Raw genomic sequence first — 21,908 nt, forward strand, 5'->3', positions numbered from 1 at the left:
CCTGTGGACAACGGAGAGCCACGCGGCCGCGGTCGGGTAGCGTCGATTCCATGAGCAGCGAGAGCACCGAGACCGAGGAGCGCACCAGGCGCGTCCCGGTCGCCGCGCTGCTCGCGGGCGTCCTCGCGATCCTGATCGCCGTGGGCGCCGCCGTCGGAGGCTCGCTCCGGTTCACCGGTCCGCGGTGGTTCCCGGGCATGACGATCACGCCGAGGCCGCTCGTCCAGACGAACTCGCCTCGCCCGATCGCGAGCTCCACGCCTCCGCCCGCGCCTCGCACGCACCCGGGTCCCGACCTCACCTGGCTCGTGGTCCTCCTCGCCGTCCTGGCCCTCGCGGCGGTCGCCTTCTTCGTCGTGCGCTGGCTCGTCAAGCGCCTCCGCGCCCGCACCACCGGCGTCGTCGCGCCCCTCAGCGACATCACCGACCTGACCGACGTGCCCGACGACCCCTCGGTCGAGACGAGCATGCCCTACCTCCGGCGGGGGCTCCGACGGGCCCTGGCCGCCCTCGACGAAGACCGGTCGCCGCGCGACGCGATCATCGAGGCCTGGCTGGGCCTCCAGGAGGCAGCCGAAGACGCAGGATTCCGCCGCACCGAGTCGGAGACGCCGACCGAGTTCACCTCCCGCATCCTGGAGCGCGTCGAGGTCGACCCGGTCGCGCTGTCGACGCTGCGGCGGCTGTACCTCGCCGTGCGCTTCGGCGACGCGACCGCGAGCCCCGACGACGTCGCCTCGGCGCGGCGGTCGCTCGAGACCCTGCAGGCCCAGTGGGAGCAGCACGGCACGGCCGAGCCCGACGGCGAGGCGGCCCCGTGATCGAACCCGACGACGACAGGATCCAGCGCCCGCTCCGACCGGTCCTGCGTCTCTTTGCGCCCCCGCTCCGCCGTCTCACCGTCCTCGTCCTGGTCCTCGCCCTCGTCGTCGGGGCGACCTGCTGGTACTTCGGGCTCGAGATCCCCCGGTCCGCCCTGGTGTCGGTCGCGGCCGCCGCGATCGGCGTCACCTGGATCGCCGTGCAGAAGGCCGACGCCGCCGTCTGGCCCGCACGGCCCGCACGGAGGTCCCCGGGGGCGCGACGCGACGTCGAGACGCTGAGCTGGTCGATGAAGACGCGCGGCGGCGTCCACGAGAAGACGCTCGGCCGGGCGAGGGAGGCCGCACGGCACCGGCTGCTGTTCCTGTACGGTCTCGACCTCTTCGATCCTGCCGACCGCGACGAGATCGAGCAGGTGCTCGCGCCCGGCGTCGTCCGCACCCTGATGACGCGGCGGCGCTCCAACCTCGACCTCGTCTCCTTCACCCGCCTGCTCAGCGCCATCGAGGCGCTGGGAACACCGACCGAGAGGCACTCGTGACCACCTCGACCCCCGCTCCCGCCCTGTCGATCGACGAGGTCGCCGATCTCAGCCGCCGCATCCTCGACGAGGTCGGCCAGCTCGTCGTCGGAATGCGGCGTCCCCTCGAGCTCGCCCTCGCGAGCATCCTGGCGGGCGGTCACGTGCTGTTCGAAGACGTGCCGGGCCTCGGCAAGACCCTCGCGGCCAGGAGCCTCGCGCAGGCCTCCGGCCTCGACTTCCGGCGCCTGCAGTGCACGCCCGACCTCCTCCCCGCCGACATCACCGGCTCGTTCCTGTACGCGCCGGCGACGGCCGAGTTCGTCTTCCGGCCCGGCCCGGTCTTCACGGGCCTCTTCCTGGCCGACGAGATCAACCGCACCTCGCCGAAGACGCAGTCGGCGCTCCTCGAGGCGATGGCCGAGGGCCAGGTGACGGTCGAGGGGCAGAGCTTCCCGCTGCCGAGGCCGTTCCACGTCATCGCGACGTCGAACCCGATCGAGTACGAGGGCACCTACGCTCTGCCCGAGGCGCAGCTCGACCGCTTCATGGTGCGGCTGGCCGTCGGCTATCCGGCCCGCGAGAGCGAGCAGCAGGTGCTCCTCAACCGGGTCGACCGGCGCCGCGAGGTCGGCGCCGTGTCGGCGGTGACGACGGCCGAGACCCTCGCGGCGATGCAGGCGACGGTCGAGAGCGTCCACGTCGACCCCGACATCGCGCTGTACTGCGTCGACCTCGTCCACGCGACGCGCGGCCACCGCGACGTCCAGGTGGGCGCGTCGCCCCGAGGCGCGCAGGGGCTCATGCTGGTCGCGCGGGCTCGGGCCGTCATGGACGGCCGCGACTTCGTCGCCCCGGAGGACGTCAAGGCCGCGGCGATCCCCGTCCTCGCGCACCGCATCTCGCTTACCCCGCAGGCCTGGGCGAACGGCGTCGTCGCGGCCGCCATCATCGGCGGCATCGTGGCGCAGGTGGCCGGGCCCCCGGCGGTCGGCGTGAGCTCGTCCGCGGGTGCCGTCCGCACCGCGGGCGCTGCCGACGACACCCGGGAGGCGCGGTGACCGACGGCGGTCCTCCCGCACCGCGCGCCGACACGACGCGCCGGGCTCCGCGCTGGTCGGTGAACCCGCCCGTGGCCTACGGGGCGTCGGCCGCCGTGCTCCTCGCGGGCCTCGCTCTCGTCACCGCGCATCCTGCGTTCGCGCTCCTCGCCCTGCCGCTCTTCCTCGCGGTCGCCGCCGGCGTCGACCGTCGGCCGCGCCGCGGCTCCGAGGTGACCGTCTCGACGCGCCTGAGCCCGGACCGCGACGGCAGCGGAGTCGGCTACGAGATCGCGTTCCGACTGCCCGAGGGCGTGGAGGGCGTCGCGATCCTGCTGAACGCCGCCGACGACCGGTCGCACCGCTTCGCCGCCGATCGCGCCACGGCCGGGCGCCTGGCCGGGACGATCCCGATCACGCACTCCGGCCCGCAAGAGATCGCCGAGGTCTTCTACTCCCTGCTCGGGGCCTCCGGCATCGCGCTGACCTCGCCCGATCCCGGGCCGAGCAGCTCGAGGCTGATCCCCGCGCCGCGCCTCCGCATGGAGAGCCTGCCGATGCCCCACCGCGTCTTCGGCATCACCGGCGCCCACGGCTCGACCACGCCGGGCGACGGCGGCGAGTTCCGCGACGTCGCCCTCTTCACCCCCGGCGACCGCCTCCGCAGGATCGACTGGAAGGCGACCGCGCGCCGTGCCCAGGTCCCGGGAGAGCTCTACGTCCGGCGCTCCTTCTCCACCGCCGACGCGATCGTCGTCCTGGTCGTCGACGACCGAGACGAGGTCGGCGCCGACGTCACCCGCTGGGCGGGCGCCAAGGGCGGCGTCACGACCTCGACCTCCCTCGACCTCGCCCGGGAGGCGGCGTCCTCGCTCGCGGCGGCCTACCTCGCGGCCGGCGACCGCGTGGGCTTCCGCGACCTGGCCGGGACGGCCCGCTCCGTCGAGCCGGGCGGCGGCACCCGCCACCTCGAGCGCCTCCAGTCGACGATCGCCACGATCGCTCCCACCGGCGAGCCCGTGCGCTCCGTCCGAACCCCGATCGTCCCCGCCTCCTCCCTCGTCGTCGTCCTGTCGACCTTCCTCGACGAGCAGGCGGCCACGATGGCGATCACCTGGGCCTCGACCGGCCACCGGGTCGTCGCCGTCGACGTCCTGCCCGAGCCGGAGCTCCAGAGCGCCACCCGCGAGGAGCAGACGGCGTTCCGGCTGCTGATGCTCGAGCGGACCGATCGGCTCGACGGCATGACCGCCTCCGGGGTCGAGCGGATCCGCTGGGACTCCGCCGACGGCGGCGCCGTGCCAGCCGTTCAGCTCCGGCTCCTCAGCCGCCCGCGGAGGATGCGGTGAGCGGCGTCGGCCGGCTCCTCGGCCGTCCGCAGGGATTCCCCGACATCGGCCCGACCGTCCCCGCCGCCGCCGTCACCGCGCTCACCGTCGTGGTCGGGGGCCTCACGTCGTTCCTCGTGATCGGCGTCAGCGGGTGGCTCGTGGTCGCCCTGCTGCTCGTCGTCGGGGCCGCCTCGCTTCCTCGCGGGCCGTTCGCGGCGATCCTGTCCGTGCTTCTGGCGGCGGCGCTCGTGGTCGACGGTCTGGACGGCTACACGGGCCGCTTCGTGATCCTGCTGGCCGCCGTCCACCTGCTGCTGGTGGTCGCGTCGCTGTCGGCCTGGCTGCCGCTCCGCGCCCGGGTGCAGGTGGCCCTGCTGCGCCGGCCGCTCGTCCGCTACGTCGTCGTCCAGCTCATCGCCCAGGCCGTGGCGTTCGCCGTCCTGACGGTCGTCGCGCCGCAGGCAGACACCTCCGGGCCCGGGCTCGTCTGGCTCGGGATCGTCGCCGCCGCGGCCGCGCTCGCCCTGGCCGTCGCGATCCTGGTGCCCGCGCTCCTGCGTCCGTCCCGCTGACGCGACGCCGGCACGACAGGCGTCGATGCCGTCGCGCTGAGGGAGGCTAGAGCGAGGCCGGGACCTTATAGAACCACACGGTCGCGCCGGGGTGGTCCTTCGTGATGGCCGTGTCGAGGTCGCGGTAGTCGTAGTCGAGGTTGTGCCCGACGAGGGAGACCTGAGTCTTGCCGTCGACGGTCGCGAGGCGCGACACGATCATGACGTGGTCGGGCACCCCGTTGCCGTTCCAGTCGAAGTAGGCGAGGTCGCCGATGGAGAGCTGCGACCGCTGCGTGCCGTCGAGCCGCGTGAAGCCGAGTGACGGCGTGCTCTTCAGCAGCGAGTCGAACGCCGGCGCGTAGCCCCACGACTCGCTGTGCGAGCCCGAGGAGTTGTAGTACCAGGCGTCGCTCTGCTTGAGACCGCGTGCGGCGAGGGCCTGGCTCACGAAGTTCTGGCAGTCGCCGCCCACGGCGTTAAAATTCGTGTACGAGGCGTTGTAGGTCGACGCGTTCCAGTGCGCGAAGGCGTACTGCATCTCCTTGTCGACACCGGTCGTGGGCGCCCAGGTGTACTTCAGGGCCGAGCCGGAGACCTGCGCCGCGCCCTTGTAGACGGCGACGGCGCCGCTCGACGGCTGGTAGTCGACGGCCGCCGGGACGGTCGCGGTGACCGTCTTCGCGTTCACGACCGTGACGTCGGTCGCGGCGACGCCGTTGAAGGTCACCTTGTCGACGCCGGTGAGCGAGGTGCCGCTGATCGTGGCCTTCTCGCCGCTGACGAGCGAGCCGCTCGCGGGCGTCACGGCCACCACAGCGGCGGGGCGAGACGAGCCCGACGATGAGCCAGACGAGCCCGAGCTTGAGCCGGAGCCCGCAGCGCTCGACTTCAGCGGCGACGCCTCCCCGAGCGTCGCGGGGGCGGCGGGCCCCGCTCCGGACGTGCAGCCGGCCATCAGCGCGGTCGTCACCAGGGCGGCGGAGACGGCTCCGGCCAGCTTCTTCTTCATGCGGTCGATCCCCACTCGTTCGGCGGGCGTCACGTTACCATCCGGCCTTCCGAGGCAGCCGAGCGCAGGATCAGGAGCGCACCGTGACCGATCCGGAACCCGTCCGTCTAGGAATACCTCTGGCAGTCGTGTAAATTTGCATCGCGCGCAAGGAACGTCGAACAGAGGCAGCCCGTGCGTGCGCCGCCCGGCGAGGCGGTACCACCACAAGAGAAAGAGACACAATGTCCCGGGTAGCAACAGCCGGTCCAGAGACGGCACCCGTCGAGCAGCAGGGTCTCATGACTCACCGGCAGATCCTGTTCGTCATCTTCGGCCTGATGGCGGGCATGTTCCTGTCGTCGCTCGACCAGACCATCGTCGGCACGGCGATCCGCACGATCGGCGACGACCTCCACGGCCTCGACCACCAGGCGTGGGTCACCACCGCCTACCTCATCTGCTCGACGATCGCGACGCCGATCTACGGCAAGCTCTCCGACCTCTTCGGGCGTCGGCCCCTCTTCATCATCGCGATCGTGATCTTCCTCGTCGGCTCCGCCGCGGCGTCCTTCTCGACCTCGATGTACATGCTGGCCGCCTTCCGCGGCCTCCAGGGCCTCGGCGCAGGTGGCCTCATGGCGCTCCCGCTGACGATCATGGGCGACATCCTCGCTCCCCGTCAGCGCGCCAAGTACCAGGGCTACTTCCTCGCCGTCTTCGGCATCTCGAGCGTCATCGGCCCGCTGATCGGCGGCCTGTTCGCCGGCGCCGACCAGATCCTGTTCATCACCGGCTGGCGCTGGGTGTTCCTGCTCAACGTCCCGATCGGCGTCATCGCCCTCGTGATCGTCGGCATCTTCCTGCACATCCCCGGCCAGAAGCGCAAAGACAACATCCGCATCGACTGGTGGGGCGCCGCGATGGTCATCGTCGCCGCCGCGCCGCTGCTTCTCGTCGCCGAGCAGGGCCGCGAGTGGGGCTGGGGCTCGCTGAACGCCTGGGTCTGCTACGTCATCGGCGGTCTCGGCGTCATCGCCTTCATCGTCGCGGAGCGCGCCATGGGCGACGCCGCGCTCATCCCGCTGAAGCTCTTCAAGAGCCGCACCTTCTCGATGGCCACCATCCTCGGCGTCCTGGTCGGCTTCGGCATGTTCGGCGCACTGCTGACCGTCCCGCTCTACCTGCAGCTGGTCAACGGCTCGACGCCCACCGAGTCGGGCTTCCAGATGCTCCCGATGATCCTGGGCCTGATGATCTCGTCGATCGTGTCGGGTCAGATCATCTCGCGCACCGGCAAGTACAAGATGTTCCCGCCGATCGGAACCGCCTTCATGATCCTGGGCTTCGCCTGGTTCACGCAGGTGTCGTACGACAAGCCCTGGTGGTACCTCTCGATCGGCATGGTCTTCGTCGGCCTCGGCCTCGGCCAGCTGATGCAGACGCTGACCCTGGCGTCGCAGAACTCGGTCGGCCCGCGCGACATCGGCGTGGCCACCTCGTCGTCGACGTTCTTCCGCCAGATCGGCGGAACGCTGGGCACGGCGATCCTGTTCTCGGTGCTCTTCTCGCGCCTGTCGTCGACCATCCCGGCGGCGTTCCGCGACAAGACCCTGGCCGCCGACCTCGCGAAGGCGTCGGCCGACCCGAAGGTGGTCTCCGACCCGGCCAACTCCGGCATCCTGAAGCTGCTGTCCGAAGTGAAGTCGGGCAGCACGGCCGCCCTCGGCAACGCTCTGAACGGCGACACGTCGTTCCTGAACAAGGCCACGCTCGCCCTGAAGGCGCCGTTCCTCGACGGCTTCGCGAACGCGACGGTGACCGTCTTCACGATCGCGCTCGTCGTGGTGGCGGCGGCGTTCGTCCTGAGCTTCTTCCTCCGGCCGGCGCCGCTCCGCACCCGCTCGGCGATGGACGAGGCGGCCCACCAGGATCGCGAGGCCAAGGCAGCCGACGACGACGAGACCGCGCGCGCAGCGGTGGCCGCTCAGGCCGCAGCCAACGCGATGGGCTCGCCCGTCTCGCCCGACACCGGCAGCATCCGGGTCGTCACGCGCGACGAGACCGACGGCGACGACGAGACCGGTCGCCGCTCGTAGCACCCGCGTCGCACGGACGGCCCGGCAGTCTCCTCGCGGAGCTGCCGGGCCGTCGGCCTGCCGGGCCGTCGGTCTGCCGAACCGCGTGTCGCGCAGATCACGCATCTCCGATGCCGCCCGGCCACCCCGAATCCTCGAAGTCTCTGAGACGACGCAGGATCGCGCACGATCCGGCGTAGAACAGGATGCGGGCACGACCGCGCAACAGAACGACATGTGCCCGCCGTCGAGACGACGATCCGCGGTCGGAGTGTCACGATGGAAGCACCTCCCCGACGAAGGAACCCCGCACATGGCACTGATCCCGTACTCCCCCGACCCGCAGCTGCTGCGGACCACGTTCTCGTACTTCCCGTCGGGTGTCGTCGCGCTGGCCGCCGAGGTCGACGGTGCGCCCGAGGGGCTCGTCGCGTCGTCCTTCACCGTCGGGGTCTCGCTGGAGCCGCCGCTCGTCCTGTTCTCGGTGCAGAACACGTCGACCACCTGGCCGGTCCTGAAGCGGGCCGAGCGCATCGGCATCTCGGTCCTCGGCGAGACGCACGGAGAGACCGCGAAGCAGATCGCTGCGAAAGACAAGTCGACCCGCTTCGAGAACCTCGCTCTCGAGCGGAGCGACGACGGCGCGCTGTTCGTCCAGGGGTCGCCGGTGTGGCTCGAGACGAAGTCGTACGCCGAGTACCCGGCCGGCGACCACACGCTGATCCTGCTCGAGGTCACCGGCCTCTACGCCGACGCGACGCTCGAGCCCCTCGTGTTCCACGGCAGCGCCTTCAAGCAGCTGCTGAAGTCCGCGTAGTCCGGGGCGCCGCCCAACGTCTCGCGGACTGTGCACCGTGCCGCGGCAGGGTGCAGTGTCCGTGAGACGTCGGACGGCAGCCGCTGCTCCGGCTAGACGAAGTCCGCGCCGGGCAGACGCCGCTGCATGACGGCGATGGCCTCGGGGTTGGAGTCGACGAGCACGAACCGGCGCCCGAGAGCCGCGGCCACGGCACCGGTGGTGCCGGATCCTGCGAAGAAGTCGAGCACCCAGTCGCCCTCGCGGCTGGAGGCCTGCACGATCCTGCGCACCACGCCCTCCGGCTTCTGCGTCGGGTAGCCCGTCTTCTCGCGGCCGGTCGGCGACACGATCGTGTGCCACCAGACGTCGGTCGGCAGCTTGCCTCGGGCGGCCTTCTCGGGCGTGACGAGCCCCGGCGCCATGTACGGCTCGCGGTCGACCGCCTCGGAGTCGAAGTGGTACTTCGCGGGGTCTTTGACGTAGACCAGGATCGTGTCGTGCTTCGTCGGCCAGTGGCTGCGGCTCTTCGCGCCGTAGTCGTAGGCCCAGATGATCTCGTTGAGAAACGAAGCGCGGCCGAACAGCGCGTCGAGGAGCACCTTCGCGTAGTGCGCCTCGCGGTAGTCGAGGTGCAGGTAGAGCGTGCCGTCGTCGGCGAGGAGCCGCCACGCCTCGGCCAGCCGCGGCTCGAGGAACGACCAGTAGTCGTCGAACCGGTCGTCGTACTTCATCAGGTCGCCGCGGATCCGCTCGTACTGCACCCCCTTGAACCCCGTCACGGCGCCCGTCCGAGAGCCCCGCACGGAGTGCGTCTCGTGCCGGGTCTGACTGCGGCCGGTGTTGAAAGGCGGGTCGAGGTAGACCACCGTGAACGCGCCGTCGGGGAGGCCCGGCAGGATCTCGAGGTTGTCACCGTGGACCACGCGGTCGGCCGACTCGGGGGTCCAGGGCGGGAGCATGCACCTATTCTGGCGGGCCTTGGAGCCCCGCCCGACCAGCGGCCGGGCGACGAGAAGGCTCGGGTCGGCGTGAGCATCGCGGCGTAACGTTCTCGGCATGACCATCGAAGTCCGGAACGACGAAGCCCAGCACCAGTACACGATCCTCGACGACGGCCGCCCGGTGGGGCTCGCCGCCTACGACATCTCGGGCGGACAGATCGCGTTCACGCACACCGAGGTCGACCCGAGGGAGCAGGGCAAGGGGCTTGCCGCGATCCTGGTCAAGCACGCCCTCGACGACGTCGCGGCCACCACGTCGCTGCGGGTCGTGCCGGCCTGCTCGTACGTCGCCGACTACGTCCGCAAGCACGCCGAGTACGAGGAGCTCACGCGGCGCTGACGCGGGCGGCGCAGGATCACGGGACTCTCGCGAGCCACTCCTTCGTCGCGAACTTGGTGCGCACGAGCTCCTCGGCCTGGGCCAGCTCGTCGGCCGTGACGTGCCCCTCCGTCGCCCCGTAGAGCCCCGAGAACGTCTGCTTCAGGCGCTCGATGATCTCGGCGCGGGGCAGACCGGTCTGCGAGCGGAGCGGGTCGACGCGCTTGGCGGCGCTGGTGGTGCCCTTGTCGCTCATCTTCTCGCGGCCGATCCGGAGCACCTGCACCATCTTCTCGCCGTCCATGTCGTAGCTCATGGTGGCGTGGTGCAGCAGGGCCCCGTTGCCGAGCCGCTTCTGGGCGGCCCCGCCGATCTTGCCCTTGTCGCTCGTGATGTCGTTGAGCGGCTGGTAGAACGCGTCGATGCCGAGCGACTTGAGGCCGGTGATGACCCACTCGTCGAGGTAGGCGTAGGAGTCGGCGAAGCTCATGCCCTGCACGAGGTCGCCAGGGGCGTAGAGCGAGTACGTGACGATCGACTGGGCGTCCATGAACATCGCGCCGCCGCCGGAGATGCGGCGGACGACCTGGAACCCGTACTTCTCGGCGTTCTCGGGGTCGACCTCGTTCTTCAGCGACTGGAAGCTGCCGATGACGACGGCCGGTTCGTCCCACTCCCAGAAGCGGAGCGTCGGGCCGCGGCGGCCGGCGCCGACCTCCTCGGTCAGCACCTGGTCGAGGGCGAGGTGCACGTTCGGCGAGACGGGGCCGTCGTGGATGATCTGCCAGTCGTAGTCGCGCCAGTCGGTCGCCCGGCTGAGGCTGCGGCGGATGGCGACGGCGATGGCCTCGCCCGTCACGCCGAGCATCGTCGTGCCCTCGGGGAGGCCGCGCTTGATCGCGTCGACGATGGTCGCCGAGTCGGACGCCGCATCGAGGCCGTTGACCGCCCGGTCGATCGCCTCGAGGGCGTCGTCGGGCTCGAGGAAGAAGTCGCCGGCCAGGCGGAAGCCCGACAGCTTCCCGTCGACCACGTCGAGGTCGACGACGACCAGCTTGCCCCCGGGGACCTTGTATTCACCGTGCATGGGGTCAGCCTACGACCGGCCGCCGACGGCCGAGGGGCTCTCGCCGCGCGGAGTACGTTCTGACGTCGGAAGTACGGTCTGGATCGTACTTCCGACGTCAGAACGTACTCGGGCGGCACCGCCGGGCGGCTAGGCGACGGGCGGCTAGGCGACGGGCTGTTAGGCGGCAGGGTATCGGCTGTCGAGCCAGTCGACGAGGTCGGCCATGACCTCCTCGCGGTTCGTCTCGTTGAAGACCTCGTGCCGAGCGCCGTCGTAGACGATGAGCTCGACGTCGGTGAGGCGGCTGCGGTTCAGGTAGGCGTGGGCGAGCTTCTCGGCGCTGGCCGTGCCGCCGAGCGGATCGTCGCTGCCGACCTGGATGAGCAGCGGCAGGTCGCGCGCGAGCTTCTTCGCCGGCCGCCCGTAGAGCCGCAGCGCGTCGCGCAGCCCGAAGAGCTTGAGCACGCTGGCCTCGACGACCAACGGGTCGACGGCCATGGCAGCGGCGATCGCAGGATCGCGGCTCAGCCACTCGAACCCGGTGGTCCCGAGGTGGGCGTGCCGCTTGTTGAGGTCGCCGCCGTTCATGGTCCGCGGAGTTCGGAGCGCCGTCCCGGTCAGGACCACCCCGTCGAAGTCGTCGGCGTGGGCATCGACCAGGATCTGCGCCATGAGCGACCCCCAGGAGTGACCGAGCAGGATCACGGGGACCCCGTCCGCCTCCTCGCGGATCAGCCCCGTGAGCTGTCGGATCGCGTCCATCGTCGCGCGGAGGCCGCCGGGACCGAGGTGGCCGAGCATCCTGCTGCCCTCGCCCCACTGCCCGACGCCGGTCTGGCCGTGCCCGCGGTGGTCGTCGGCGTAGACGCTGTAGCCGGCCCGGACCAGGTGGTTCGCGAGCTCCTCGTAGCGGAGGGCGTACTCGCCGACGCCGTGCGCGATCTGGACGACGCCGCGCGGCTTCGCCGCCTTCCAGGCGTAGTAGTGGATGGTCACGCCGTGGGCGTCGACGAACTCGTAGTCGCCGCGCGCGGCCTCGAAGGTGGGCACGGCGTCAGTCTGCCAGGCGGGGTGCCGTGGCGGGAGTGCCTGTGCGGCAGCCCTCAGTGCGCGGAGTACCCGCCGTCGACGAGGTGGTACGAGCCCGTGATGAACGACGCCTCGTCGCTCAGGAGGAACAACACCAGCGCCGCGACCTCGTCGGACGTGCCGAGGCGGCCGGTGGCGTGCTGCGCCTCGAGGCCCGCGAGCGCGTCGGCGTCGAGCGACGACCGGACGAGCGGGGTGTCGATGAAGCCGGGGCCGACCGCGTTCGTGCGGACGCCCTGCTTGGAGTACTCGAGCGCCGCGACCTTGGTCAGCCCGACGAGCGCGTGCTTCGATGCGACGTAGGCGGCGTTCTGCGCGATGCCGACCGACCCGAGGACCGAGCTCATGTTTACGATCGCTCCGCCGCCCGCGGCGACGAGGGCCGGGAGCTGATAGCGGAGCCCGTAGAAGACGCCGCTGAGGTCGACGCCGACGACGCGGTCCCAGGCGGCGACGTCGTAGTCGCCGATCCTGGCCGGCGCCGCGCCGATGCCCGCGTTGTTGACGGCGAGGTGGAGCGCGCCGTAGGTGGAGACCGCGAAGTCGACGGCCTTCTCGCTGTCGGCGGCGATCGCCGTGTTGCCGGCGAAGGCGGCTGCGGTGCCGCCGGCGGCTGCGATCTCGTCGACGACGCGGGTGGCCGCGTCGAGCGCGATGTCGGTGACGATGACCGAGGCGCCCTCTGCGGCGAGCGCCTTGGAGACGGCCTCCCCGATGCCGGAGCCTCCGCCGGTGACGATCGCGACCCTGTTCTCGAACCTGCCCATGGTGATCCTGCGCCCTTCTCTACACGACACTCGTTGTCTAACCGACACGATACGCCCTACCGGTTTAGTTAGCAAAGCTAATTTGTTAGGCTAATGACCGATGACAGACACCAGAGACGCCGCTCCACCCGTCAGCCGCACCGTCGCCCACGCTCAGCTTGCTACCGATGTACGCCAGGGGGTGCTCCGTCTCTCCCGGCGACTCCGCCAGCAGAAGGCCGACACCGGCGTCAGCGACGCGCAGATGGCGGCGCTCGGCTTCCTGCTCCAGCACGAGCCGCTGACGATCGGCGCGCTGAGCGAGCACGAGGGAGTCACTCCCCCGTCGATGAACCGCACCATCAACGCCCTCGTCGACCTCGGCTACGTCGAGCGCGGCACGGACGCCGACGACCGCCGCAAGGTGGTCCTCCGCACGACGACCGCGGGCGCGAGCTTCGTGCTCGAGACGAGGCGGCGCCGCGACGAGTGGCTGGTGCCGCGGCTGGCACGGCTGACGGCCGACGAGCGCCGCACGCTGGCCGAGGCGACCGTGATCCTGCGCGAACTGGGCCGCTCGTGAGCGCCACGTTCCGGAGCCTCAGCGTCTTCAACTACCGCCTCTGGTTCGGCGGCGCACTGGTGTCGAACACGGGCACCTGGATGCAGTCGACCGCGCAAGACTGGGTCGTCCTCACCCAGCTGACCGACCACAACGCCACCGCGCTCGGCGTGACGATGGCACTGCAGTTCCTGCCGCCGATCCTGATGATCCCGATCACCGGCCTCATCGCCGACCGATACGACCGGCGCAGGATGCTCATGCTCACCCAGGCGACGCTCGGCACCCTCGGTCTCGCCCTCGGTCTCCTGGTGGTGACCGGTGTCGTCCAGCTGTGGATGGTGTGGGGCTTCGCCCTCCTCCTCGGCATCGTCCAGGCGGTCGACGCCCCCATCCGGCAGAGCTTCGTCTCGGAGCTGGTGCCGCCGGCGCAGCTCTCGAACGCCGTGTCGCTCAACTCGGCGTCGTTCAACGGCGCGCGCCTCATCGGCCCCGCGGTGGCGGGCGTCCTGATCGCGGGCGTCGGGTCGGGCTGGGTCTTCCTGATCAACGCGGCCTCGTTCGCGGCCGTCCTGGCGTCCCTGCGGTTCATCCGCGTGAGCGAGCTGCAGTTCAAGCCGAAGGTGGTGCGGGCCAAGGGGCAGATCCGCGAGGGCTTCCGCTACGTGAAGGGGCGGCCCGATCTCGTCGTGGTGTTCGTGATGATCTTCATCATCGGCACCTTCGGCATGAACTTCCCGATCTTCACCTCGACCATGGCGACGCAGGCGTTCGGGGTCGGCGCCGACGGCTTCGGGCTCCTCACCAGCGCGGTCGCGGTCGGCTCGCTGACCGGGGCTCTGCTGTCGGCGAGGCGCGAGCGTCCGCGCATGCGCATCCTGGTCCTGGCCTCGATCTCGTTCGGCGTCACCTGCGCGGTCGCAGCCCTCATGCCCACCTACTGGAGCTTCGCCGCCGTCCTCGTCGCCGTGGGCCTGTCGTCGATCACCCTGATGACCACGGCCAACGGAACCGTCCAGCTCGGCGCCGCCCCTCAGATGCGCGGCCGAGTCATGGCGCTCTACATGGCGATCTTCACCGGCGGAACCCCGATCGGCGCACCCATCGTGGGCTGGGTGGCCAACACGTTCGGCCCGCGTGAGGCGATCGGGGTCGGCTCGGCCGCCGGCTTCGCTGCGGCCGCGGTGGCCATCGCCTGGCTGATCCGCCGGCAGCACCTCCGGCTCCGCCACGACGCCGGCCTGCACTTCCGGGTGCGGCACGACGGCGACGGGATGCCGCCGACCGGTCGGATCGAGCTGCCGACGCAGGGCGCCGTCCTCGAGGCAGACGCGGCGCACAGCACGCGATAGCCGCGCCGTGCTGAAACCGTGACCTCGAGGGGCTTCCGCGGCCGATCGGGCCTGACTACAGTGCTGGCATGACGGACGCTCACGTCATGGTCGGCCGATCGTCGGCGACTCCCCTCGAGCGGGCAGACGGTCGCGAAGGAGCGGCACCATGCGGAGACACACAGCAGCCACCGTGACAGCCGGCGTCGCCGTCCTGGCCGGGATCTCGACGACCCTCTGGGCAGGGACGAGGCTCGGGCTGGCCGACTTCACGGCGCCCGGCGGCGTCCAGGCGGTCGGCATCAGCCCGGGGCGCCTCGACGTCGGCCACCTCGACTTCACCGTGGCCGTGCTCCTCCTGGTCGGTCTCGCCCTGCTGCTGATGGGGCTGATCCTGCTGCTCGCGACGGTCGCCGACTACTGGATGGACTCGCAGGATCGCCGCGACGCCCAGTACGCCGCCCGCCGACGGCGCCTCCAGGCCGACCGGCAGAGGCTCGAGGCCGACCGCCACCGCCTCGCCGCCAGCGTCGCGGAGACCCGCCCCGACACCTCGCACCGCATCGCGCACTGAGCGCGCCACCCGCTTGCGGGGCAGTCGCCCGGCGGACGCCCCCGTAGGCTTCGAGCATGAGAACCACGGCCGCCCCCTTCCTCGCAGCGGTCGCCGCCGTCCTCTCGATCGGTCTCGTCGGCTGCGCGGGCGCAGGATCGGGCACTCCGTCCGCGGCCCGGGCCGACAGCGCCGCCGTGACCCTCCCGCCCACCACCGGCGGCTTCGACTACCAGCTGGGCGGCGGCTACACCCCGCCCCGCGGCACGACCGTCGTCACCCGCGACAGCACCGACACGCCCGCGAAGAGCGTCTACTCGATCTGCTACGTGAACGGATTCCAGACGCAGCCGGGCGCCTCCTGGCCGAGCGACCTCATCCTGCACACCGCCTCCGGCGCACCGCTCGTCGACCCGGGCTGGCCCGACGAGCACATCATCGACGTCTCCACCGCCGCGAAGCGAACGCGAGCGGCGGCCAGGATCGGCACCACCATCGCTTCGTGCGCGAAGAAGGGCTTCCGCGCGGTCGAGTTCGACAACCTCGACTCGTACTCGCGATCGAAGAAGGCCCTGACGCTGGCCGAGAACGTCGCGTTCGCGAAGCTCCTCGTGGGTCGAGCGCACACCGCGGGGCTCGCCGCCTCGCAGAAGAACACGGCCGAGCTGGCGAAGCGCGGCCACGACGAGATCGGCTTCGACTTCGTCACCGCCGAGGAGTGCGACACCTACTCGGAGTGCGCCGTCTTCACGAAGGCGTACGGCAAGCGCGTCTACGACATCGAGTACACCGACGACCTCCGCGGGACGTTCCACGCGGTGTGCGCGCGCACGGCGACGCCGAAGCTCACGATCCTGCGCGACCGCGACCTCGTCACCCCGCGCTCGAAGGCGTACGTCTACCAGCGCTGCTGACCGCGCCCTGCCCTGTCCTGCCCTGCCCTGTGCGGCGAACCCGGGCTGCCGCGCACCGTTGCGCGGACTACGCACCCCGCCGCGGCAGGGTGATGAGTCCGCGCAACGTCGGGCGGCAGCGCGCGCTACGCCTCGCGCGTGATCTCCACGGTGACGAACAGCTTCGACGTCCGCGATCCGCCGTACACGCCCCGGAGCGGCGGCACGTCGTTGTAGTCGCGCCCGTGCCCCACGACGACGTGCCTCTCGCCGATGTCGATGAGGTTGGTCGGGTCGTAGCCGACCCACGAGCCGCAGAAGTACTCGACCCACGCGTGCGACTCGCCGACGATCGTCTCGCCGAGCTCGGCCGCCGGCTTGGGGTGCAGGTAGCCGCTGACGTAGCGCGCGGGGATCCCGGCCGCCCGGAGCGCCCCGACGGTGATGTGCGCGATGTCCTGGCAGACACCGGCCTTGGCCTTCCAAGCGTCCTTCGCCGTCGACTTGACGTTGGTGACGCCGCGCAGGTACTGCACCTGGTCGCCGATCTCCTCGCAGATCCGGAGGGCCGCCTCGCACGGGGCCCCTGCTGCTCCGGCCGCCTCGCCCGCGAGCGCGTGCACTTCGGCGGGTGGTGCCGTGAGAGGTGTCTGCTCGAGCTGCTCGACGAACTCGGCGCGTCGCGCCGCGGTCTCGGCGAGGTGGTCCCAGCCGACATCGTGCTCGGGGTGGCGGCTGGTCCGCACCTCCACGAGCGACGTCGCGGTGAGCGCCAGCTGCTGGTGCGGCTGGAGCACCTCGAACGACGACACCCGGGTGCCCCAGTAGTCGAGGTACTCGTGGGCGCCGGAGTTCGGCTCGATCCGGAGGTTCGACGAGAGCACGAACTGCGACTCCGTCGAGGCCGGCAGCATCCTCGCCTCGTTGTAGCTCGCCTTCGCCTCGCCCTCGTACTGGAAGCCCGTGACGTGCCGGATGCGGAGCCGGCTCACGAGCGCTCCCCCACCCAGGTCGGGGCCGCCGACGTCGGGAAGTAGCGCTGCCGGATCGCCTCGGACGCCGCCGACGTCGCCGACTGCACGGCGTCCATGTGCGTGGGCAGGTCGTCGAGGATGTCGGTGATGGGCTTGTACTCGAGCTCGCTCCGCATCTGACCCAGGATCCGCACCCCCGCATCCGACGACGACGTCCTCGCGGTGTTCGGCTCGACCTCCCGGAGGCACGACTCGGCGCGCGAGATGGCGAACAGCACCGACCTCGGGAACAGCCGGTCGAGCAGCAGGAACTCCGCCGCGTTCCGGGCGCTCGGCACGCCGCGATAGGTGCGGAGATAGGCCTCGTACGCGCCGACCGAGCGCAGGATCGTCGTCCACGACGGCCCCGAGGCCTCCGTCAGCGTGCGCGTGGCCAGCAGCCGCGCGGTCATGTCGGCCCGCTCGATGCTGCGGCCGAGCGTGAAGAACTGCCACACCTCGTCGCGGCTCGTGGCCGACTCGATGATGCCGACGGCGAGCGCCGACCGCTCGCGCACCCAGGCGAAGAACTCGCTGACCTTCTCGCTCGACACCTTGCGGGGCATCCTGGCCCTCGTCGTGTTGAGGCACTCCCAGAGCTCGGTCGAGACGATCTCGCGGGCCCGGCGGGCGTTCTCGCGCGCCGCCCCCAGCGAGTAGGCGATCGAGGCCGAGTTGTGGCGGTCCACCGCGAGCATCGAGAGGACGTCCGCGCGGGTCAGCTCCACGTCGTCGGGCGCGTCGCTGCCCATCACCGAGAGGAGGGAGCGGCAGGCGGCGTCCTCCTCGATCCACGGATCCTCGAGGAGGAGCTGCAGGTGGACGTCGAGGATGCGGGCCGTGCCGTCGGCCCGCTCGATGTACCGGCCGATCCAGAAGAGGCTCTCGGCGATCCTGCTCAGCATTGCGGTGCTCCCTGATTGCTCTGCGATGGTGTCTGCTGCTGCGACTGCTGCTGGTGCTCCTGCTGCTGCTGCGACTGCTGGTCGCGCTTCGGGTCGTCCTGCGGCGAGTGGTCGGGCACGTGGTCGGCGGCGATGATCGGGATCGACGAGGTCGGCGTCGCCTGCTCGGTGACGAGCGTCGACACGTTGTGGCCGGAGGTCCAGGTGCCGGCCTCCACGCCGACGACCCAGGTGTCTTTCGAGCCGCCGCCCTGGCTGGAGTTCACGACGAGCTGCCCCTCCGGCAGGGCGACCCGCGTCAGGCCTCCGGGGAGGACCCAGATGTCGTCGCCGTCGTTGACCGCGAACGGGCGGAGGTCGGCGTGACGCGGTCGGAGGCCGTCGTCGACGAGCGTCGGGATGGTGGAGAGCTGGATCACCGGCTGCGCGATCCAGCCGCGCGGGTCGCGGATCAGCCGCTTCCGGAGGTCGTCGAGCTCCTTGGCGCTGGCGGCCGGGCCCACGACGAGCCCCTTGCCGCCGGAGCCGTCGACCGGCTTCACCACGAGCTCGTCGAGGCGGTCGAGCACCTCCTCGAGCGCGCCGGGGTCCTCCAGCCGCCAGGTGTCGACGTTCGGCAGGACGGCGTCCTCGCCGAGGTAGTAGCGGATGAGGTCCGGCAGGTACGTGTAGACGAGCTTGTCGTCGGCGACGCCGTTGCCCACGGCGTTGGCGATCGTGACGGTGCCGAGGCGGGCCGCCATGAGCAGGCCGGGCGAGCCGAGCACCGAGTCGGCTCGGAACTGCAGCGGGTCGAGGAACTCGTCGTCGACACGCCGGTAGATGACGTCGACGCGCTGCGGGCCCGCGGTCGTCCGCATCCACACGCGCCCGCCCGAGCAGTAGAGGTCGCGGCCCTCGACGAGCTCGACGCCCATGAGCCGGGCGAGGAGCGTGTGCTCGTAGTAGGCCGAGTTGAAGACGCCGGGCGTCAGGACGACGACGGTCGGATCCTCGACGCCGACCGGCGCGCTCTTCCGCAGGGCGTGCAGCAGGCGGTTCGGGTAGTCGCCGACCGGGCGCACCCGCATCGAGACGAACAGCTCGGGCAGCGTCTGCGCCATCACCCGGCGGTTCGAGATCACGTAGCTGACGCCGCTCGGCACCCGCACGTTGTCCTCGAGCACCCGCCAGGCGCCCTTCTCATCACGGATCAGGTCGATCCCCGAGACCTGGATCCGGACCCCGTTCGCAGGATCGATGCCCGCCGCCTGCCGGTGGAAGTGATTCGACGACGTGATGAGCGACGCCGGGATGACACCGTCGGCCACGGCCCGCTGCGGCCCGTAGATGTCGGCCAGGAACGCCTCGAGAGCGCGGACCCGCTGCTTGACGCCGCGCTCGACATCCTGCCACTCGCTCTGCTCGATCACGCGCGGCACCGCGTCGAGCGGGAACGGCCGCTCCTCGCCCGCGAAGTCGAAGGTGACGCCCTGCGCCAGGTACGAGTCGGCGAGGGCGGCCGTCCGGCCGCGGAGCTCGTCGTGCGTCATGCTGTCGAGCGCCGCGTGGATCTCCCGGTACATGTCGCGCGGCGACCCGGGGCCCCGGAACATCTCGTCCCAGGCACCCGTGCCGCTCGGGGGCGGGGTCCGGCTGGCGACGCCGGCGTACCCGTCGAAGAGGTCTCCCATGTCTTGAACCTAGGCCCGGGGTGTTGCGGGGGTGTTTCCGGGTCGAGGCGGGGATGTGACAGGGCTTCTTGTACCCCGTTCCCAGCCAACCTGGGAGAAACGGGTCGGCGCCCGTCTAGCGTTCCTCGGGTATTCGAAGCACACCCGTGACTTTGCAGACCACCTCAACGATTGGACTCGTCATGAGCTTCCTCGGTTTCATCCTCCTCGGCCTCATCTGCGGCGCTATCGCCAAAGCCATCCTCCCGGGCCGCCAGGGCGGCGGCTGGATCGCCACCCTCATCCTGGGCGTCATCGGAGCGCTGCTCGGCGGCTGGCTGGGCGGGCTCATCTTCCACGTCGGCTACAACGGCTTCTTCTCGATCCAGAGCTGGATCATCGCGATCGTCGGCTCGATCATCGTCCTGCTCATCTGGGGTGCCATCACGCGCCGCAGCGGCAGCCGCGCCTGAGCCTCGGCTCACTCGCGCTCGAAGGGGCGTCGTCACTCACGTGGCGGCGCCCCTTCGGCGTTGTCGGGGCGTGCGGCGCCGTGCGGCGGCTCCGGCGGCTCGCGACGGCATCCGCGCCACGCGACGGCAACCGCGCCGCGCGACGGCATCGGCACAGCGCCGCGGCGTGGTGCCGCCGCCGACGCGCGGCGCCGACCCAGCATGCCCTCACGCGACCACCCTTCACGCGTGAGCGATTTTCATATGAATATCACATGCTAGCCTGCTCCCGTGGCTGCATCGAAGCAGCCCGAAAAGGAGTCTCCTCATGTCTCATCTCTCGCGCTGCACTCTGGCTCTGGTTGTCACCGGACTCGTCGCGGGTGCAGCTTTCATCACGCCGCCACCCGCAGAGGCCTCGACTCTTTCGACGACACCGTCGGCTCACGTCATGCAGAACACGACTCTCACGCCCGACACCATCGACCGAGCCATTGCTGAAGCGCGTTCGTCAGGAGGGGTCCTTCGCGACACGGTCCAACGAGACGGCTCACACGTCGTGACGATCGGCAGCGGCGACGGGATCACCCTCGATCTCGTCGAAGGGAACCCGACTGCTCGACTATCGACCAGCACGGATCAGTACGGACGCTGGATCGGGTTCAATTCGTACGACCAGAGCGTCATCATCGGTGGCGGGGGGCTCGCGATCTCGACGGGCCTCTGCCTACTGGGCCCGGTCGTGTGCGTCGTGGCCGAAGCCGCGATGATCCTCGTTGCAGCGGCCGTGACACAGAACGGCGGCGTTCAGTGCGGGACGAAGAGCCTCAGGGTCTACCCCTGGGGTGGCCACAAGCCGCGATGCGCTTAACGAAGGTGCGGCGCCTCAGCGTCGTGCTTCTCAGCGTCCCCTTCAGCGTCTTCGTCGCAGCAGGGCTCCTGCTCATCGGGGCCCTGGTGCGCACTGCGCTCGCCACCTCGTCGTGGAGCCTCGCCGGCAGTCTCGCTCTGGGGCTGTCGGTCGCACTGGGCGGAGGCTACATCGGATCAACCGCTCGACGCCGTGCTCGTGAACGCGCGCAAGACGCGAGCTGTGATCCTGAGCACACGAAGACGTGAGCGCCAGCCCACCGCCACCGCCACACACACCCGGCGAGCGAGCCGGCGTGGACAGGACAGCTCGGGGACCGGCGCGACCAGCGGCAGCAGCCTCAGTCGATCAGCCCGAGCGAGACGTCCCAGAGCCGATCCGCAGACGCAGGATCGAGCGCGTACGCCTTGACGCCGCGACCGGGCCGCTCAGGATCGAACGGCTCGGCCTCGTTCGCGTCCTCGAAGTAGCGGCCGCTGACACCCTCGACGAGCGGCGAGGCGGCGACGAGCACCGACGTCGACGCGCCCTCCTCGGGCGTCTTGAAGGCGGGGTTGGGCTTGCCCTCGTCGTCGACCCAGCCGCGCTCGCGGATCCACTCGGGGTCGAGGTGGCGCTGCAGGTTCGTCATGATGCCGCCCGGGTGCACGGCGTTCGCGGTGATCCCGTCGTCGGCCCAGCGCTGCGAGACGCCGACCGCGAAGAGGACGTTCGCCGTCTTCGCCTGCCCGTAGCCGAGCCAGGGCTCGTACTCGCGGCGGTCGAACATGAGGTCGTCGAAGACGACGTCGGACGCGTGGTGGCCGGTCGAGCTGAGCGAGACGATGCGGGCGCCGTCGGCAGCCGCGAGAGCGTCGTGCAGAGCGAGGGCCAGGGCGAAGTGACCGAGGTGGTTGTTGGCGAACTGGAGCTCGTAGCCCTCCGGCGTGCGGGTGAGCGGGGTGGCCATGATGCCGGCGTTGTTGACCAGGATGTCGAGGGGCCCGGTCCACTCGGAGCCGAAGGCGCGCAGCGTGTCGCGCTCGGCGAGGTCGAGGTAGGCGGCCGTGACTTTCTCGGAGCCGGTGCTGGAGCGGATGTCGTCGACGGCGGTCGCGCCGGCCTCCAGATTGCGGACGGCCAGGGTCACCTCCGCGCCGGCTCCGGCGAGCGCTCGGGCGGTCTCGATGCCGATGCCGGAGGCGGCGCCGGTGACCACGGCGCGGCGGCCCGACAGGTCGACCCCCTCGAGGACCTCGGCGGCGGTGGAGTGGGCCCCGAAGGGCGTGGTGAGACGAGTCATGCGCTCAGGCTAGGCCTCTCGGATGGATCGCAGCAGGA

Annotated in this window: 24 protein-coding genes; 15 read left to right on the plus strand and 9 right to left on the minus strand. The window is 70.9% G+C overall.

Going from position 1 to position 21,908, the window contains the following annotated elements; translation table 11 throughout:
* Positions 1-50 precede the first annotated feature (50 nt).
* Genes ABD733_RS13915 through ABD733_RS13935 form a run of 5 tightly spaced genes read left to right on the plus strand, consistent with a single transcriptional unit; the run spans position 51 to position 4,285 of the window.
* The gene (locus ABD733_RS13915; RefSeq protein WP_344797241.1) at positions 51-821 is read left to right on the plus strand and encodes a DUF4129 domain-containing protein; all 771 of its coding nucleotides are present in this window, start codon (positions 51-53) and stop codon (positions 819-821) included.
* Positions 818-1,363, plus strand: a complete 546-nt coding sequence (locus ABD733_RS13920) for a hypothetical protein (protein WP_344797243.1) — start codon at positions 818-820, stop codon at positions 1,361-1,363. Before ABD733_RS13915 ends, ABD733_RS13920 begins: the two co-directional genes overlap by 4 nt.
* Positions 1,360-2,403: an AAA family ATPase gene (locus ABD733_RS13925; RefSeq protein WP_344797245.1), complete on the plus strand. Its 1,044-nt coding sequence runs from the start codon at positions 1,360-1,362 to the stop codon at positions 2,401-2,403. The genes ABD733_RS13920 and ABD733_RS13925 overlap by 4 nt, the downstream gene beginning before the upstream one ends.
* The gene (locus ABD733_RS13930; RefSeq protein WP_344797247.1) at positions 2,400-3,731 is read left to right on the plus strand and encodes a DUF58 domain-containing protein; all 1,332 of its coding nucleotides are present in this window, start codon (positions 2,400-2,402) and stop codon (positions 3,729-3,731) included. The genes ABD733_RS13925 and ABD733_RS13930 overlap by 4 nt, the downstream gene beginning before the upstream one ends.
* A complete protein-coding gene (locus ABD733_RS13935; RefSeq protein ID WP_344797249.1) occupies positions 3,728-4,285 on the plus strand; it encodes a hypothetical protein in 558 nt (185 codons plus the stop codon). The genes ABD733_RS13930 and ABD733_RS13935 overlap by 4 nt, the downstream gene beginning before the upstream one ends.
* 46 nt (positions 4,286-4,331) lie before the next feature.
* Here ABD733_RS13935 and ABD733_RS13940 read toward each other — a convergent pair whose 3' ends face one another.
* Positions 4,332-5,276 (minus strand): amidase domain-containing protein, encoded by a 945-nt coding sequence (locus ABD733_RS13940; RefSeq protein ID WP_344797251.1) that lies wholly within the window; start codon positions 5,274-5,276, stop codon positions 4,332-4,334.
* A 281-nt stretch (positions 5,277-5,557) separates the two neighbouring features.
* Between ABD733_RS13940 and ABD733_RS13945 the strand changes: the two genes are divergently transcribed.
* Positions 5,558-7,354, plus strand: coding sequence for an MDR family MFS transporter (locus tag ABD733_RS13945; RefSeq protein ID WP_344797253.1), 1,797 nt, complete (start codon positions 5,558-5,560; stop codon positions 7,352-7,354).
* 292 nt (positions 7,355-7,646) lie between these two features.
* A complete protein-coding gene (locus tag ABD733_RS13950) occupies positions 7,647-8,150 on the plus strand; it encodes a flavin reductase family protein (RefSeq protein ID WP_344797255.1) in 504 nt (167 codons plus the stop codon).
* A 92-nt stretch (positions 8,151-8,242) separates the two neighbouring features.
* On the opposite strand, the gene ABD733_RS13955 is transcribed toward ABD733_RS13950, so the two are convergent.
* Positions 8,243-9,091 (minus strand): DNA-methyltransferase, encoded by an 849-nt coding sequence (locus ABD733_RS13955; RefSeq protein ID WP_344797257.1) that lies wholly within the window; start codon positions 9,089-9,091, stop codon positions 8,243-8,245.
* A 97-nt stretch (positions 9,092-9,188) separates the two neighbouring features.
* Between ABD733_RS13955 and ABD733_RS13960 the strand changes: the two genes are divergently transcribed.
* On the plus strand, positions 9,189-9,473 hold the full coding sequence (locus ABD733_RS13960; protein WP_344797259.1) for a GNAT family N-acetyltransferase: 285 nt from the start codon (positions 9,189-9,191) through the stop codon (positions 9,471-9,473).
* Between the two features lie 16 nt (positions 9,474-9,489).
* On the opposite strand, the gene lplAB is transcribed toward ABD733_RS13960, so the two are convergent.
* The 3 genes from lplAB to ABD733_RS13975 all read right to left on the minus strand — a co-directional run bounded on the left by lplAB (position 9,490) and on the right by ABD733_RS13975 (position 12,377).
* Positions 9,490-10,539: a lipoate-protein ligase LplAB gene (gene lplAB, locus ABD733_RS13965; RefSeq protein ID WP_344797261.1), complete on the minus strand. Its 1,050-nt coding sequence runs from the start codon at positions 10,537-10,539 to the stop codon at positions 9,490-9,492.
* 159 nt (positions 10,540-10,698) lie between these two features.
* Positions 10,699-11,571: an alpha/beta fold hydrolase gene (locus tag ABD733_RS13970; protein ID WP_344797263.1), complete on the minus strand. Its 873-nt coding sequence runs from the start codon at positions 11,569-11,571 to the stop codon at positions 10,699-10,701.
* 53 nt (positions 11,572-11,624) lie between these two features.
* The gene (locus ABD733_RS13975; RefSeq protein WP_344797265.1) at positions 11,625-12,377 is read right to left on the minus strand and encodes an SDR family NAD(P)-dependent oxidoreductase; all 753 of its coding nucleotides are present in this window, start codon (positions 12,375-12,377) and stop codon (positions 11,625-11,627) included.
* A 100-nt stretch (positions 12,378-12,477) separates the two neighbouring features.
* Between ABD733_RS13975 and ABD733_RS13980 the strand changes: the two genes are divergently transcribed.
* From ABD733_RS13980 to ABD733_RS13995, 4 genes are all read left to right on the plus strand, one after another.
* Positions 12,478-12,939, plus strand: a complete 462-nt coding sequence (locus ABD733_RS13980; protein ID WP_344797267.1) for a MarR family winged helix-turn-helix transcriptional regulator — start codon at positions 12,478-12,480, stop codon at positions 12,937-12,939.
* Positions 12,936-14,270 (plus strand): MFS transporter, encoded by a 1,335-nt coding sequence (locus ABD733_RS13985; RefSeq protein ID WP_344797269.1) that lies wholly within the window; start codon positions 12,936-12,938, stop codon positions 14,268-14,270. Before ABD733_RS13980 ends, ABD733_RS13985 begins: the two co-directional genes overlap by 4 nt.
* Positions 14,271-14,418: 148 nt before the next feature.
* Complete coding sequence (locus ABD733_RS13990) at positions 14,419-14,823, plus strand: hypothetical protein (protein WP_344797271.1); 405 nt, start codon at positions 14,419-14,421, stop codon at positions 14,821-14,823.
* A gap of 56 nt (positions 14,824-14,879) precedes the next feature.
* On the plus strand, positions 14,880-15,716 hold the full coding sequence (locus tag ABD733_RS13995) for an endo alpha-1,4 polygalactosaminidase (protein WP_344797273.1): 837 nt from the start codon (positions 14,880-14,882) through the stop codon (positions 15,714-15,716).
* A 125-nt stretch (positions 15,717-15,841) separates the two neighbouring features.
* Here the strand turns inward: ABD733_RS13995 and ABD733_RS14000 are convergent, their stop codons facing one another.
* Genes ABD733_RS14000 through ABD733_RS14010 form a run of 3 tightly spaced genes read right to left on the minus strand, consistent with a single transcriptional unit; the run spans position 15,842 to position 19,286 of the window.
* Positions 15,842-16,687, minus strand: coding sequence for a transglutaminase family protein (locus ABD733_RS14000; protein WP_344797275.1), 846 nt, complete (start codon positions 16,685-16,687; stop codon positions 15,842-15,844).
* Positions 16,684-17,613: an alpha-E domain-containing protein gene (locus ABD733_RS14005; RefSeq protein ID WP_344797277.1), complete on the minus strand. Its 930-nt coding sequence runs from the start codon at positions 17,611-17,613 to the stop codon at positions 16,684-16,686. Before ABD733_RS14005 ends, ABD733_RS14000 begins: the two co-directional genes overlap by 4 nt.
* Positions 17,607-19,286 (minus strand): circularly permuted type 2 ATP-grasp protein, encoded by a 1,680-nt coding sequence (locus tag ABD733_RS14010; protein WP_344797279.1) that lies wholly within the window; start codon positions 19,284-19,286, stop codon positions 17,607-17,609. Before ABD733_RS14010 ends, ABD733_RS14005 begins: the two co-directional genes overlap by 7 nt.
* A gap of 182 nt (positions 19,287-19,468) precedes the next feature.
* Between ABD733_RS14010 and ABD733_RS14015 the strand changes: the two genes are divergently transcribed.
* The 3 genes from ABD733_RS14015 (at position 19,469) to ABD733_RS14025 (ending at position 20,836) form a co-directional block, all read left to right on the plus strand.
* On the plus strand, positions 19,469-19,738 hold the full coding sequence (locus tag ABD733_RS14015; protein WP_344797281.1) for a GlsB/YeaQ/YmgE family stress response membrane protein: 270 nt from the start codon (positions 19,469-19,471) through the stop codon (positions 19,736-19,738).
* A 307-nt stretch (positions 19,739-20,045) separates the two neighbouring features.
* Positions 20,046-20,588: a hypothetical protein gene (locus ABD733_RS14020; RefSeq protein ID WP_344797283.1), complete on the plus strand. Its 543-nt coding sequence runs from the start codon at positions 20,046-20,048 to the stop codon at positions 20,586-20,588.
* A complete protein-coding gene (locus ABD733_RS14025) occupies positions 20,579-20,836 on the plus strand; it encodes a hypothetical protein (protein WP_344797285.1) in 258 nt (85 codons plus the stop codon). The genes ABD733_RS14020 and ABD733_RS14025 overlap by 10 nt, the downstream gene beginning before the upstream one ends.
* 92 nt (positions 20,837-20,928) lie before the next feature.
* Here the strand turns inward: ABD733_RS14025 and ABD733_RS14030 are convergent, their stop codons facing one another.
* Positions 20,929-21,870, minus strand: a complete 942-nt coding sequence (locus ABD733_RS14030; protein ID WP_344797287.1) for an SDR family NAD(P)-dependent oxidoreductase — start codon at positions 21,868-21,870, stop codon at positions 20,929-20,931.
* Between the last annotated feature and the right edge of the window lie 38 nt (positions 21,871-21,908).

The organism is Frondihabitans peucedani, assembly GCF_039537585.1.
In the GTDB taxonomy this organism is placed as follows: Bacteria; Actinomycetota; Actinomycetes; order Actinomycetales; family Microbacteriaceae; genus Frondihabitans; species Frondihabitans peucedani.

Bases quoted from the DNA above. Each gene is read 5' to 3' on its own strand.
- ABD733_RS13915 (WP_344797241.1), top strand. From the start codon at position 51: ATGAGCAGCGAGAGCACCGAGACCGAGGAGCGCACCAGGCGCGTCCCG.
- ABD733_RS13940 (WP_344797251.1), bottom strand. From the start codon at position 5,276: ATGAAGAAGAAGCTGGCCGGAGCCGTCTCCGCCGCCCTGGTGACGACC.
- ABD733_RS13945 (WP_344797253.1), top strand. From the start codon at position 5,558: ATGACTCACCGGCAGATCCTGTTCGTCATCTTCGGCCTGATGGCGGGC.
- ABD733_RS13950 (WP_344797255.1), top strand. From the start codon at position 7,647: ATGGCACTGATCCCGTACTCCCCCGACCCGCAGCTGCTGCGGACCACG.
- ABD733_RS13955 (WP_344797257.1), bottom strand. From the start codon at position 9,091: ATGCTCCCGCCCTGGACCCCCGAGTCGGCCGACCGCGTGGTCCACGGT.
- ABD733_RS13960 (WP_344797259.1), top strand. From the start codon at position 9,189: ATGACCATCGAAGTCCGGAACGACGAAGCCCAGCACCAGTACACGATC.
- lplAB (WP_344797261.1), bottom strand. From the start codon at position 10,539: ATGCACGGTGAATACAAGGTCCCCGGGGGCAAGCTGGTCGTCGTCGAC.
- ABD733_RS13975 (WP_344797265.1), bottom strand. From the start codon at position 12,377: ATGGGCAGGTTCGAGAACAGGGTCGCGATCGTCACCGGCGGAGGCTCC.
- ABD733_RS13980 (WP_344797267.1), top strand. From the start codon at position 12,478: ATGACAGACACCAGAGACGCCGCTCCACCCGTCAGCCGCACCGTCGCC.
- ABD733_RS13990 (WP_344797271.1), top strand. From the start codon at position 14,419: ATGCGGAGACACACAGCAGCCACCGTGACAGCCGGCGTCGCCGTCCTG.
- ABD733_RS13995 (WP_344797273.1), top strand. From the start codon at position 14,880: ATGAGAACCACGGCCGCCCCCTTCCTCGCAGCGGTCGCCGCCGTCCTC.
- ABD733_RS14005 (WP_344797277.1), bottom strand. From the start codon at position 17,613: ATGCTGAGCAGGATCGCCGAGAGCCTCTTCTGGATCGGCCGGTACATC.
- ABD733_RS14010 (WP_344797279.1), bottom strand. From the start codon at position 19,286: ATGGGAGACCTCTTCGACGGGTACGCCGGCGTCGCCAGCCGGACCCCG.
- ABD733_RS14015 (WP_344797281.1), top strand. From the start codon at position 19,469: ATGAGCTTCCTCGGTTTCATCCTCCTCGGCCTCATCTGCGGCGCTATC.
- ABD733_RS14020 (WP_344797283.1), top strand. From the start codon at position 20,046: ATGTCTCATCTCTCGCGCTGCACTCTGGCTCTGGTTGTCACCGGACTC.
- ABD733_RS14025 (WP_344797285.1), top strand. From the start codon at position 20,579: ATGCGCTTAACGAAGGTGCGGCGCCTCAGCGTCGTGCTTCTCAGCGTC.
- ABD733_RS14030 (WP_344797287.1), bottom strand. From the start codon at position 21,870: ATGACTCGTCTCACCACGCCCTTCGGGGCCCACTCCACCGCCGCCGAG.